Source organism: Bradyrhizobium sp. C-145 (assembly GCF_023375135.1).
GTDB classification, from domain to species: domain Bacteria; phylum Pseudomonadota; class Alphaproteobacteria; order Rhizobiales; family Xanthobacteraceae; genus Bradyrhizobium; species Bradyrhizobium zhanjiangense.
Window position 1 is genome coordinate 2,563,526 of the sequence record NZ_CP088150.1, and the last position, 12,624, is coordinate 2,576,149.

Sequence of the window (12,624 nt, forward strand, 5' to 3'; positions counted from 1 at the left end):
GGTAGGCGAGCTTGCATCCGCCTGTGCTGCGATTGCATGGCGCGCGCGAAGTTCGGCGCATGGCAGCAGATCGCCAAGAAAAAGGGGCGACTAGACCGCCCCGAGAAAGACCGCGCGCAAGCGCGCGGGCGCAGGCATATCTTCTCGTCCGGCCTCGTCCAATCCGGCCGCGCCCCCGCGACGCGGCGGATTGAACGTCGGCCGCAAAGGCCGGACCGTCGATCGATCTCAGCTTTCGTTCGCTGCGATCGATTCCATCAGCGAGACGAGCTGACGCTGCACCGTCTGATCCTTGATCTTGCTGTAGGCGCGCAGCAGCCGGAGGCTGAAGGCGCTGTCGAGGAAGAGCAGGCTCTCCACTTCGCGCGCCTTGTTGTCGCCGTCATAGAAGAAGGTCACGGGCACATCGAGGGCGGAGGCGATCTGCTGAAGCCTGGCCGCGCCGACGCGATTGACGCCCTTCTCGTATTTCTGCACCTGCTGGAAGCTGACGCCCAGCTTCTCGCCCAGCTCGGCCTGCGAGATCTTCATTTCGACTCGCCGCAAACGGATCCGCTTGCCAAGCTCAATGTCCGGCTTGCCGGCACTGCGCTGCTTCATTCTCTTCGCCGCTGCTTTCATACTTCTCACCGTTGTTCTTCGGTTGAAAATCCCCCGAAGAGCTGGGTCAGGGGTTCGCCCATATACGAGTCCTTGAATTCATGCGGATGCACGAACTCCTCCTTAAACCACGGGAAGCGAGCCGGATTGAAAGCCTCGATCAGCCAGTCAATCATGTGCCGCACGCGCGGAATCCGTCCGCTACCGGGATGGTAGGACAGCCAGATATCCAGCGGTCGGTTCAGCTCGACCTCCAGTGGAATCAACTTCCCGCCAAGCGCAATGGCGTAGCTCGGGAATACGCCGATTCCGGCGCCATTCGCGACCGCCCAGTAGTTGGCGCTCGAGACGTTGGTTTTCATGACCAGAAGGTCACGTTCCGAAACGCCCGGGAAGAAGCTCTCGAAAGATTCCTTGGCGGCGAGCTGGTCGGCGAATTGCAGCACCAGGCGATGCTTGATCAATTCCGCTGCCGAGCGCGGCGCGCCGTGTTTTGCGATGTATTTCTCTGAGGCCCAGAACATCAGATGCATGCGGCCGAGCCGCACCAGCTTGACGTCGAGCGCCGAGGGACGTGACAGATGGATAGCGACGTCGGCTTCGTGGCGGGAGACGTCGGCCGAGCGCATCGCGCAATGCAGGTCGACCAGGATCTTCGGATAGGCTTGCTGGAATTCGACCAGCCGCGGGGCAAGCCAGAACGTCCCAAGTCCCTCGGTGACGGCGACGCGGACTTCGCCGGACAGGGCGTTGACCGTCGAATCGCTGGTCCGCATCACGTCGAAGGCCGCCGCCTCCATGCGCTCGACGGCAGAGACCACGATCGCGCCTTCATCGGTCAGATGGGTGCCGTGGACGTCGCGGGTGAACAGGGTGGTGCCGGTCTGACGCTCGAAATCATCGATCCGGCGACGGACGGCGTTGATCGACAGGGACAGACGTTCGGCCGCCGAGCGGAAACTTCCACATCGGACGACTTCCAGGAATATGCGGGCCGCGTCCCAATCGGAGAGGCCGCTGATATTTATCTTCGGGCGTTCTTCCAACGGAACGCCCCTTTCCGCCAAGGAGTGCATACAATTCCCTTTGGTTTGCTAAACTGGCAGAATCTGGCGCAAACTACAACCACGGCGGGTTGCGGGGGTGATGAGTTTTGAACGTCATCCTTACTGCGGCGCGAGCGGTATTTGAGTGCTGCCAGGGCTGGGATCGGGCAGCCTGTTGCCCGTTTGAGGGGTATCGCGTGAGTTCCGTTGCAAGCCTCGAGATGGCTGCGGGATTGTCGGCGCTGTCCGCAGTGGACATTCCTGCGCAACAGCGGTTGCCGTGGTCCCGGATGCAATCGCAGCGCACGAAGCGTCTTGTCCCGAATCACTCCGATGATTGCCGACGCCGTCGTGGCACGATTTTGGCGGGAACCGCGGTTTCATCGCAGAAACACACTGAATTCATGTTCAGAGGCTCAGCGGCGTCGTGCTATCCTTGGTGCTCCACGGGGGCCGCAGGGGTCGTCACAGACAATTCTCGCAGGCCGAATTAACGGAAAGAACGCTTGTGTCGCATTCAGACGAACAGTTGCAGTCGGTCCTGGAAACGCTCGAAGAGTGCCGCAGGGTTCTCAATGCGAGCAACAGCCGCGACTCGGCCGAGCTGCTGTCCATGGTCATCCTCGACGTCAGGATGAAGCTCAAAGGAATTGACGATGCCGATCTCAAGGCATTGTGCGACGAAATGCTGCGGAGCGCTGCGAGCGAACCGCGGTCCCCTTCCAAGCAGACGCAGGACCAGCCCCGGCGTCCGCTGCTCCGCGTGGTGAAGTAGCCGCGCCGCCGAGTCTCGCTTTTTGGGGAGATTTGTGCGCGTCCCGATGCCGCATCTGTGATCACGGACGGCATCGGGAGGAGCCCCGGTTTCGCGCGCCTCTGTTGCGCATTCCGAGCCATCGGTTACACCAGAGCCGGTTCGGCTCCGGTCCGCGCGCTCCCCGCGCGTCGTGTCGGGCCTGAGATGGCTCCGATTGCATCATGCAAAATGTTTCGATCCCGGCGGCGCTGATTGCCGGCCTCGTCAGCTTCCTCTCGCCCTGCGTCCTGCCCTTGGTTCCGCCCTATCTGATCTACCTCACGGGGGCCACGATCGAGCATGTCGAGAGCGACGAGCCGGCCGCGGCCTCCAAGCGCGCGATCTTGATGTCGGCGCTCTTGTTCGTGCTCGGCTTCTCCACCGTGTTCGTGGCGCTCGGCGCCAGTGCCTCGCTGATCGGCGGCCTGATCCGCGCCTGGTCGGCCGAGCTGTCGATCCTCGCCGGCATCGTCATCATCATCATGGGCCTGCACTTCCTGGGACTGACGCGGATCGGCCTGTTGATGCGCGAGGGCCGGCTGCCGATCCCCAAGCCCGTCGGGCTCTGGGGCGCCTACATCATGGGGCTCGCCTTTGCGTTCGGCTGGACGCCCTGCATCGGTCCGATCCTCGCCGCCATCCTGTCGATCGCCGCGGCGGAAGCGACAGTCACCAAGGGCGCCGGCCTGCTCGCCGTCTATTCCGCGGGCCTCGGCATTCCCTTCCTCATCGCCGCCCTGATGATCGAGCAGTTCTCCGCGCTGTTCGCGCGGATGAAGGGCCAGCTCGTCAATGTCGAGCGTGCCATGGGCGTGTTGATGGTGATCACCGGCATCGGCTTCCTCACCGGCGGGGTTTCGAATGTGAGCATCTGGCTGCTGGAGACGTTCCCGGCGTTGCAGACGATCGGCTAGAGCGGGATCGGCGAGCTGCAACGGCTCAGGACCGCCCGGGTCTTTTCACGAAGCCGGCGCCCGTTCCGGGAATGGCGACTGATAGAGCCAGGCGAGATTCTCGCAGAAGCGCTCCAGGCTTGTCTCGCGTATGAGCTGATTGCGTGGACTCCGGCCGGATGATAGACGTGATCGCCGAGTTCCCGGGCCTGAAGCTGGACCCGCGCAGTGCGCAGCACCCGGGCGTTCCTGTATTGGTCCAGCGCGTGGGCGACATCGCCTTCCGTCTCGTCGAGTTCGTCCGCGAGGCAGACGGCATCTTCCAGCGCCATGCAGGCCCCTTGCGCGAAATATTGCAGCATCGGATGCGCAGCATCGCCCAGGAGAGCAACGCGCCGGTCGATCCAGCGATCGGTCGGATCGCGATCGCAGGTCACCCACGCCTTCCACTCCCTTCCATGATGAATGATCGCCTTGGCGCGAGGGTGCACGTCCCGAAAACCTTCGAGCACCTCCTCGTGGGTCGCGGGCTTTGCCGCAAACGCCTCGACGGGATCGTTGTGGCAGGTAATTGCGAGATTGAACACCTTCCAGCCCGAGAGCGGATAGTGCACGAGATGGCACTTGGCGCCGGCCCACAATGTCGCGGCGTTCCAGCGCAGATCCTCCGGCATCTGCTCGGTCGGGATCACTGAACGATAGGTGGTGTGGCCGGCGACCCGCGGCGCGCCGTCGGCGACCATCTGCTGGCGAATGCGGGAGCGAAGCCCGTCCGCGCCAACCACGAGGCACCCGGTGACACGCTCACCAGACTTGAGCAGTGCCGTTGCCGAAGCATCGTTCTGCTCGTAGCCGATGACATCGCAATCGGACCGCAGCGTGACGTGGGGGTGCGCCTCGCAGGCGCGCACGAAGATGCCGTGAAGATCGCCGCGATGGACCACGGCATAGGGATTGCCAAAGCGTTGCCGGAAATAGCTGGTCAGATCGATGCTGGTGATCTCTTCCGCCGAGATCGCATCCATCAGCCGCAGCTGGTCGATGAAGACGGCGATCGATCGTGCGGCATCACCGAGTGCGAGTCGGTCGAAGGCGTGGAATGCGTTGGGACCAAGCTGGATGCCGGCGCCGATCTCCTGATAGCGCGGTGCGCGTTCCAGGACGGTGACGTGAAAACCCTTCCGCGCCAGCGCGATCGCGGCCGCAAGTCCGCCGATGCCGCCGCCGACAATGATGGGATCCTGTCGCATGTCCTCTCCTCGGTGGTTTGCTATTTTCTCGATGTCCTGGCACGCGGCGGCCTCGCCTTGCCGCGTGCCTCCGGCTGCTCGTCAAGAACGTCCTTCGGCCGCGCCGATGGGGGCACCTTGATCAATCCGGCTTCGACTTCCTGCTCGAGCCGATCGATATTCTTGTAGAGCTCGACCAGCACGCGCTTGAGCTCCGCCGCTTCCTTGGCGGACATGCTGCCGGTTGCGACTTCTTCATAATAGGCGGCGAGCGGCATGAGCCGCCCTGCCAGCTCAGCACCTTTGGGCGTCAGGACGACCTGGAGGCTGCGCTGATCGTTCTCAGGCCGGTCGCGTGTCAAAAGGCCGGTGCGGCTCATCTCCGCGACGATGCGCGACAGGGTGGACACGTCGGCCGACGTCAGTTCGGCGATCTCTCCAAGGCGCAACGGATGGCCCTGCTCTGACAGTGCGGCCAGCACGCGGTACATCGGAAGCGTCAACTTCTCGTGACGGATCACGCGCGCGAAGAGGTCGCCCATGCGAACGCCGAGCCGGGCGAGCAGATAGGGCAGCGAATTCGAAAATCGATACATGGACTTGGATCCTGGCGGGAGAACTCCGCCCGGAATAAGGGTCAACCTTCGCACATGCAATATTTGCGTATCCATCATTTGCATATACAACTTTATCATTGACAAGTATTTGCGCCCGGTGCTTTGCTTTGTCAACGCCAGAATTGAAGGGACGACGCCATGCAGGGAAAGATCGCGCTCGAGGAGCACTTCGCGCTTCGGGAGACTGTTCAGGACAGCGCGGGCTTCGCGCCGGCCGACGACTGGCGCGAGCTGGAAGCGCGGCTGCTCGATATCCACGACCGCCGGCTCGCGGAGATGGACGGTCACGGAATCGAGATAATGCTGCTGTCGCTGAACGCGCCGGCCGTCCAGGCCATTCCCGACCGCAGCCGTGCGCTGGAGCTGTCACGCCGTGCCAACGACTTCCTCGCCGAGCAGGTCGCGAAGCGGCCGGGCCGCTTCCAGGGCCTTGCAGCACTGCCGATGCAGGATCCCGACGCGGCCGCGCGCGAGCTCGATCGCAGCGTCGGCACGCTTGGATTTCGCGGGGCGCTCGTCAACGGCTTCAGCGAGCTCGCCGGCACCGATCATGCGATCTATTATGACCGCAAGGAGTTCTGGCCGTTCTGGTCGGAAGTCGAACGCCTCGGCATTCCCTTCTATCTGCACCCGCGCAATCCGCTGCCGACAGACTCGGCGATCTATGAAGGGCATCGCTGGCTGCTGGGACCGACCTGGGCGTTTGGGCAGGAGACTGCGGTCCACGCCCTGCGCTTGATGGGCTCCGGACTGTTCGACGCGCATCCGCGGCTCCAGATCATTCTCGGTCACATGGGGGAAGGTCTGCCGTACTCGATGTGGCGGGTCGACAACCACAACAAGTGGATGCGGACCCAGAATGCCTATCCCGCGCGGCGCAAGATCGCCGACTATTTCCGGGAGAATTTCTACATCACCACATCGGGCAACTTCCGCACCCAGACGCTGATCGACGCAATCCTGGAGATCGGTGCCGACCGCATTCTCTTCTCAGCCGACTGGCCGTTCGAGAACATCGATCATGCCGCCGACTGGTTCGACAGCGCGGCGATTTCCGAAGGCGACCGTATCAAGATCGGCCGCGACAATGCGCGTGCCCTGTTCGGGCTCGGCAAAGCAACGACCCAATCTGCCGCAGAGCAGAACGTGTCAGCAATCCCAATGGAGGAAACCCGTGAGCTTCTCGTCCGAAATCGACGTGCATGAGGAATTGTCCGGCGCTCCGATCGGCCCGTTCCACAAGCTGCTCGGCATCCTGATCACGCTCATCACGCTGTTCGACGGCTATGACACCTTCAATCCCGCCTATGTCATCCATTACGTGGTCCAGCCCTGGGGACTCCAGCCAAGCCAAGCGGGATTTCTGGTGAGCTCGGGTCTCGTCGGCTTTCTGTTCGGCGCGATCGGTCACGGCAGCGTGGCCGACCGTTTCGGCCGGCGTGGCACGCTGCTCGCAGGATTGTGGGTCGTCAACGTCTTCACATTGCTGACCGCCGTGCTGGCGAACGATTTCTGGAGCTACTGCGCTCTTCGCTTCGTCACCGGGCTCGGTCTCGGCGTGCTGCTGCCGCTCGGCACGACCTTCATCAACGAGCTCGCGCCCAAGCGTGTCAGCAACACGTTTTCGCTGTGGGGCGTGACGCTGGGCTGGTCGCTCGGCGGCGTCTGCGCCGGTCTCGTCGGCGTATTCCTGACGCCGCAGCACGGCTGGCAGATCCTCTACTACGTTGGCGCGCTGTCGATCCCGCTGACTTTCGTGGCACACGCCATCCTGCCGGAAAGTCCGCAATTCCTGGCGACCCGATCGCGGGTCCCGGAGTTGCGCGCGCTGCTGGCGCGGCTGCGGCCCGAGCGGGCGGCCGTCTACCAGAATGCGTCATTCGCATCGCATGACGGTACGCGGCCGCAGAGCACGATTGGGACATTGCTGAGCGCGCGCTATCGCCGCGTTTCGCTGACCATCTGGATCACCGCGTTTCTCAGCCTGTTCGCGATCTTCGGTCTCACCGGGTGGATTCCGACGGTCATGCTCAAGCGCGGCGAGACCTTCGCGGCATCATTCGGCTTCGGTGCCTTGATGCAGGCGATGTCGTTCATCGGCGGCCTCACGCTCGCAATGCTGGCCGATCGCAATTTCTCGCTGACGCCACGTTATCTCGCGACCTGGTGGCTGACCGGCGGAATTGCCGTACTGGCGCTCGTCTTCGTCAGCGGTCATGGCGTCAATCTCGCCATCGTCGCCGTTGCGGGCTTCTGCATCATCGGCGCCCAGCACGTGCTCAACAATTTCACCGCCGGGTCATACGAGACCTGTTTCCGCGCCAGCGGCGTCGGAATGGAATTGGGCATCGGCCGGGTGGGAGCGATCCTCGGCCCCTATGTCATCGGTCTGTTGCAGCAGGCGACCGGCGGCCCCGACGCTGTGTTCTGGGCGATCGGCGGCGCGTCCATCGTCGGTGCGCTGGCGATCGGATCGCTCAGTGCTGCCGCAGCAAATCGTCTGCCGCGCGCCGATATCGCACCCGCGGAGTGATGAGGCGGGCCGATCGACAATCACCGGCCGCTCCTTGACTGGCCAGCTTCACCAAAGGAGATCCGAAATGCCGACATCCACTCGTTCCGCTGCGACCGCAGGCGCGTTCGACGCCTGGGTACTTCTGTTCGCACGCGTCGCGATTGCGCCGCTGTTTCTCTACAGCGGCATCGGAAAGGTGATGGCATTTGCCACGACCGCGGGCCGGCTTCCCGGCGGCGCCGAGGGATTCGGCGCGGTGCTGGCCGCTGGCGCGATTGCAGTCGAACTCGGAGGCGGCACGGCCCTGCTGCTAGGCCTGTTTGCGCGCCCGGCGGCGGCGGTCTTGATCCCGTTCACCATCGCCGCCACGCTGATGTTTCACAATTTCTGGGCCGCGCCCGAGGCGCAGGTCGTGATGCAGACCATCAACTTCCTGAAGAATCTCGGCCTGCTGGGCGCCCTTGCGCTCATCGCCTTTTACGGGCCGGGCATCCATGCCGTGCAAGCGGCCATCAAGCCCGGCTCCAAAGGTGCTCCCGAGCTCTCGTAATTCTTAGCTACGCCGACGAGCTGACCGCGAAGCGCGCCAGCGCCTTGCGGTCCACATGAGTGATCTTCATCGTCGATATCCTTTGCCCGGCGCCACGATTTTCGCATCTGCGAGCAGTCCGGGAGAAGATTTTGCGATGCAGTCGGGGCCGAGGTCAGATCATCGCGATCGCGGTCAATAGCAGACACGTGGCGTAGACAGCTGCCAGACTGAGCCCGACGATCCGGGCCTCTCGATGCGATTTCATACGGTCAACTCCAGGTCGGCGGCCGCCGTTGGGGAGCAGCCGCCCGGAGGTCGCGTCGCGATCAATCGATTTCCTGAACGACCACGCGTGAGCCCGGATCCACCAGCATCACGCGATCGCCGGAATAAACGTAGCGATACTTCGTCAGTGAGGGACCCCAATCCGCCGGAACGGCCTCAAGCTCGACGTCGGTCGGCACCGTCGCACCGACGATGATCTTTTCCTTCGTCACCACCGGACGAACGCGGTGCTCGGTGATGTAGGATTTGATCTTGGTGCGGTACTCCGGCTCGATCTGAACTGCCGCCGCATGACCGGTTCCAGTGGTGGTCACCACGGTGGACTGCGCGAACGCGCCGGTCGAAATCAGGACGGCTGCGGCGGACAGCAGGAACAGCTTTTTCATCTTATCCTCCTCACAGGAATATGCGCCGCAACAACATCTCACCATGCGCGCCGTTCCTCCCGCGTAGGAACAAATTGCTATTTTTTCCCGTTTCTGAATCGACCGGGCCCGGAAGCTCGGGAAATTGGAGGAGGAGATAATGACGCTGAGAATAGCGAGTGCAGCGCTGATGGTTGCTGCATTGTCCTTGCCGGCCTTTGCGGCCGACGAGTTCTACGTGGTCCAGGACGTCAAGACCAAGAAGTGCACCATCGTCGACAAGAAGCCGACAGACACGTCCATGACCGTCGTGAGCCCGTCGGGCACGATCTACAAGACGCGCGCCGAGGCTGAGAGCGGCATGAAGACCGTCAAGGTCTGCACATCCAATTAGGAAGAATGTGATGCCCGTGATCCCCGTATTTATTCTCTGGGCCGTGCCAGCGATCATTGTGATCGGCGGCGGCATCTATCTGATTGGTCACATGCACTAGGCCTGTCGAGGGAGGCGAGCGGGCCTCTGCGTGCAGCGCACAGGTCCGCAAGTCTGCCGTTTCCACGAGAGCGGGAGGCCGCCCATGCGGCCCCGCACGCCAGCAAGAGTGCGAGTTGCAGTGCAATAGGTCGTGGGGGCGTCGCTCTGCGACGAAGAGTGCCTCCGGCGTGCGCGAAATGACTTCCGTCCCGCCGTCGTTTTTCATACGCTCCCTGAACGCTGGCCGTTAACCGGCTGCGCTCACGCCCCGGCGACAGGGGCGGGGCATCAATGGGAGGGGAGACGATGAAGCGAAGGTCATTTCTCGCTGGTATCGGTGCGACCACTGCGGCAGCTACGATTGGCATGCCGTCGATCCTCAGGGCGCAAGCGCCGATCACGCTGAACGGCGCGGTCCAGTTCAACGACGACCATGCCTTCAACCGCGCGCTGATCCGGTTCGAGGAGCTGGTGAAGAAGTACTACGGCAAGCCCGTCAATTTCACGCTGCACAAGAACTCCTCGCTCGGCCTCGAGAAGCAGTATTTCGAGTACATGTCGCAGGGCAAGGCGGTCGATTACGGCATCGTCTCGCCGGCCCATATGTCGACCTTCGCCAAGGCGGCCCCGTTCATCGATGCGCCCTTCGTGTTCAAGGGCATCGAGCACATGAACAAGGTCGTCGAGGCCAATATCCTGGCGCCTATCGCCGACGAGGTCGCGGCGAAGGCCGAGGTCGTTCTGATCGGTTATGCCGGCGGAGGCATCCGCAACATCTTCGCGAACAAGCCGCTCAGGAATCTCGCGGATCTTAGGGGTCTCAAGGTTCGCGTGCAGGGGGCGCCGATCTGGTCGAAGACCTTCGCGGCAGTCGGCATGAGCCCGACGGTGATCGCCTATAACGAGATCTACAACGCGATCCAGAACGGGGTGATTTCGGCCGGCGAAAACGAGGCGGCCGGCGTCGAGGCGATGAAGTTCTACGAAGTGGCCCCGCATCTCAACCTGACCCAGCACGCCGTGTCGATCCGGCCGATCTGCTTCTCGGTGAAGACGCTGAAGACCTTGCCGAAGGATTTGCAGGACGCGATCATGAAGGCCGGCAAGGAGGCAGGCGACTACGGCCGTCAGCTCGAGTCGAGCGAAGAGGTGGTCAAGCTCGACACGCTCGAGAAAGCCGGCAAGCTCAAGCGCGTTCCCTTCGAGGAGCGGGACGCCATGAAGAAGCTCGCCGATCCCGTGATGGCCACCTACGCCAAGGAAATTGGCGCGGAAGGCATTTTCGAGAAGATCAACGTCGTCTGAGGTCGTTGCGTCCGCCGACAATAGTCCGGGCAGGCCCCGCTTCTTGCCCGGAAGGTGGATGAGCTGCCGCACGGAGCCCCAATGTCTGAAACGCCGGTCTTGTCCACACGGTCGCTGTGGCGTCGCGTCACCGCGGGCTATGCGAAGTTGCTGGAGTTGTTGCTGGCCGCCTGTGTCGGCGTCCTGATTGTTCCGGTCACGCTGCAAATCATCTCGCGCTACACGCCCTTCATTCCCTCCTACATCTGGACGGAGGAAATGGCGCGGTTCCTGTTCATCTGGACGATCATGATCGGCGCCATGGTCGGTGTGCGCGAAGCGCAGCATTTCGAGGTCGACGTGTGGCCCAATCTGTCGCGGCGATCGGAGGCCGCGGTGCGGATCCTCGCGCGTCTCGGCGTACTAGCACTGGCGCTGGTGTTCGTATCGGCCGGCATGGAGTTCACCCGCTTTGGCTGGAACAGAACTTCGGAGCTGGCCGATCTGCCGCTTTGGCTGATTCACGTTGCCTGGCCTGTGACCGGGGCGACGTGGATCGTCTTTGCCGGTGAACAGATCGTTGATGAGATGCGCGTTCTGGTTGGGGCAGGGCGATGAGCGGCAATGTGCTCTCTGCCGGACAGGCCGCGATGGTGCTGTTCGGGGTTTTCATCGGCCTGCTCATCGTGCGCGTGCCGGTCGCTTTCGCGCTCGGCCTTGCCTGCGTGCCGATCCTGCTGATCGAGCCGCGTCTGTCGCTGATGACGCTCGCGCAGGAGACCTTCAATGCGTACAATTCATTCATCCTGCTGGCGGTGCCGTTCTTCCTGTTGACGGCGAACCTGATGAGCATCGGCGGCATCACCGACCGCCTGGTGGCGCTGTCGCGCTCGATGGTCGGGCACTGGCCGGGATCGCTGGCGCAGATCAACGTCGTGCTGTCGGTGTTCTTTGCCGGCATCTCAGGCTCCTCCACGGCCGATGCGGCGAGCCAGTCCAAGATCTTCATCGATGCGCAGACCAAGGAGGGCTACGATCTCTCATTTTCGATCGCCATCACGGCGGTGTCGGCCGTTCTCGCGGTCATCATCCCGCCGTCGATCCTCATGATCGTGTGGGGCGGGCTGATCTCGACCTCGATTGCGGCGATGTATCTGGCCGGCATCGTGCCGGGCCTGCTGATCGCCGGCGCGCAGATGGCGACGGTACACGTCTATGCGGTGCGCCGCGGCTACCCGACCTATCCGAAGGCGACCTGGGTCGAGATGCGATGCGCCATTTGGCAGTCGTTACCGGCGCTGATGACGCCGCTCATCATCGTTGGCGGCATTCTGCTCGGGTGGTTCACCGCGACCGAGTCCGCCTGCGTCGCGGTGCTCTATTCTATCGCGCTCTCGGCGTTCTTCTACCGCGAGACAGGTCCACGCGAATTGTACAAGGCCTTGCTCGACACCGGGCGCCTTGCCGGCGTGGCGCTGTTTTGTGTCGGCACCGCAAGTGCGTTTGGCTGGCTGCTCGCCTACTACAGGATTCCGCAGGAGCTGCTGGCCAATGTCTCGACATGGGGCATGGGCGCCGTCACCGCCGGCTTCTTCATCTCCTTCTGCTTTCTGGTGGTGGGCTGCTTCCTCGACGCCATCCCGGCCATCATCATCGTCGGCACGGTGCTGGAGCCGCTGGCAAAGTCCGTCGATCTCCATCCGGTTCAGTTCGCGATCATTTCCATCGTATCGCTGGCCTTCGGACTGGTGACGCCACCCTATGGCTTATGCCTGATGATCGCCTGTTCGATCGCCGGTGTACGGCTGCGCTATGCTCTGAAGGATACGGTGATCATGCTGGTTCCGATGCTGCTCGTACTGGCGGCAGTCATCATTTGGCCGAGCGTGTCGCTGTTCCTGCCGCGGCTGATCGTGCCGGAGATGCTCAGATGAGCGTCTGCAAATGAGCTTCTGAGAGTAAAGTCCCGCGGCCGACGGCCGCGGGA

At 62.8% G+C, this 12,624-nt stretch carries 14 protein-coding genes; 9 read left to right on the plus strand and 5 right to left on the minus strand.

All coding sequences use genetic code 11. The annotated features are described in order from the left end of the window. Positions 1-228 precede the first annotated feature (228 nt). Together LRP30_RS11835 and LRP30_RS11840 are read right to left on the minus strand one after the other, a co-directional pair. The gene (locus tag LRP30_RS11835) at positions 229-600 is read right to left on the minus strand and encodes a helix-turn-helix transcriptional regulator (protein WP_020608151.1); all 372 of its coding nucleotides are present in this window, start codon (positions 598-600) and stop codon (positions 229-231) included. Positions 601-626: 26 nt separating this feature from the next. Next, complete coding sequence (locus LRP30_RS11840) at positions 627-1,676, minus strand: LysR family transcriptional regulator (RefSeq protein WP_091892753.1); 1,050 nt, start codon at positions 1,674-1,676, stop codon at positions 627-629. A gap of 478 nt (positions 1,677-2,154) precedes the next feature. Between LRP30_RS11840 and LRP30_RS11845 the strand changes: the two genes are divergently transcribed. Beyond that, entirely contained in the window at positions 2,155-2,421 is a 267-nt protein-coding gene (locus LRP30_RS11845) for a hypothetical protein (RefSeq protein ID WP_091892755.1), read from the plus strand. 203 nt (positions 2,422-2,624) lie between these two features. Then, on the plus strand, positions 2,625-3,356 hold the full coding sequence (locus LRP30_RS11850) for a cytochrome c biogenesis protein CcdA (protein WP_249760415.1): 732 nt from the start codon (positions 2,625-2,627) through the stop codon (positions 3,354-3,356). On the opposite strand, the gene LRP30_RS11855 is transcribed toward LRP30_RS11850, so the two are convergent. Both LRP30_RS11855 and LRP30_RS11860 read right to left on the minus strand, forming a co-directional pair. Further along, positions 3,353-4,585 carry a 3-hydroxybenzoate 6-monooxygenase gene (locus tag LRP30_RS11855; RefSeq protein WP_249760416.1) on the minus strand — a complete coding sequence of 411 codons (1,233 nt, stop codon included), beginning with the start codon at positions 4,583-4,585 and terminating at the stop codon, positions 3,353-3,355. The genes LRP30_RS11850 and LRP30_RS11855 overlap by 4 nt on opposite strands. Before the next feature lie 20 nt (positions 4,586-4,605). Then, positions 4,606-5,160, minus strand: a complete 555-nt coding sequence (locus LRP30_RS11860; protein WP_164934641.1) for a MarR family transcriptional regulator — start codon at positions 5,158-5,160, stop codon at positions 4,606-4,608. A 159-nt stretch (positions 5,161-5,319) separates the two neighbouring features. Here LRP30_RS11860 and LRP30_RS11865 point away from each other — a divergent pair, with 159 nt between their 5' ends. From LRP30_RS11865 to LRP30_RS11875, 3 genes are all read left to right on the plus strand, one after another. Then, positions 5,320-6,387 (plus strand): amidohydrolase family protein, encoded by a 1,068-nt coding sequence (locus LRP30_RS11865; RefSeq protein ID WP_249760417.1) that lies wholly within the window; start codon positions 5,320-5,322, stop codon positions 6,385-6,387. Then, positions 6,356-7,714 carry an MFS transporter gene (locus LRP30_RS11870; RefSeq protein ID WP_249760418.1) on the plus strand — a complete coding sequence of 453 codons (1,359 nt, stop codon included), beginning with the start codon at positions 6,356-6,358 and terminating at the stop codon, positions 7,712-7,714. Before LRP30_RS11865 ends, LRP30_RS11870 begins: the two co-directional genes overlap by 32 nt. Positions 7,715-7,781: 67 nt before the next feature. Then, positions 7,782-8,246, plus strand: coding sequence for a DoxX family protein (locus tag LRP30_RS11875; RefSeq protein WP_128943970.1), 465 nt, complete (start codon positions 7,782-7,784; stop codon positions 8,244-8,246). 308 nt (positions 8,247-8,554) lie between these two features. Here LRP30_RS11875 and LRP30_RS11880 read toward each other — a convergent pair whose 3' ends face one another. Further along, positions 8,555-8,899: a DUF1236 domain-containing protein gene (locus tag LRP30_RS11880; RefSeq protein WP_128943969.1), complete on the minus strand. Its 345-nt coding sequence runs from the start codon at positions 8,897-8,899 to the stop codon at positions 8,555-8,557. Positions 8,900-9,038: 139 nt separating this feature from the next. Between LRP30_RS11880 and LRP30_RS11885 the strand changes: the two genes are divergently transcribed. The 4 genes from LRP30_RS11885 (at position 9,039) to LRP30_RS11900 (ending at position 12,571) form a co-directional block, all read left to right on the plus strand. Continuing rightward, positions 9,039-9,272, plus strand: coding sequence for a hypothetical protein (locus LRP30_RS11885; protein WP_128939655.1), 234 nt, complete (start codon positions 9,039-9,041; stop codon positions 9,270-9,272). A gap of 387 nt (positions 9,273-9,659) precedes the next feature. Next, entirely contained in the window at positions 9,660-10,658 is a 999-nt protein-coding gene (locus LRP30_RS11890; RefSeq protein WP_249760419.1) for a TRAP transporter substrate-binding protein, read from the plus strand. 81 nt (positions 10,659-10,739) lie between these two features. Beyond that, positions 10,740-11,255, plus strand: a complete 516-nt coding sequence (locus LRP30_RS11895; protein ID WP_249760420.1) for a TRAP transporter small permease — start codon at positions 10,740-10,742, stop codon at positions 11,253-11,255. Beyond that, complete coding sequence (locus LRP30_RS11900) at positions 11,252-12,571, plus strand: TRAP transporter large permease (protein WP_091892777.1); 1,320 nt, start codon at positions 11,252-11,254, stop codon at positions 12,569-12,571. The genes LRP30_RS11895 and LRP30_RS11900 overlap by 4 nt, the downstream gene beginning before the upstream one ends. The last annotated feature ends 53 nt before the right edge of the window (positions 12,572-12,624 follow it).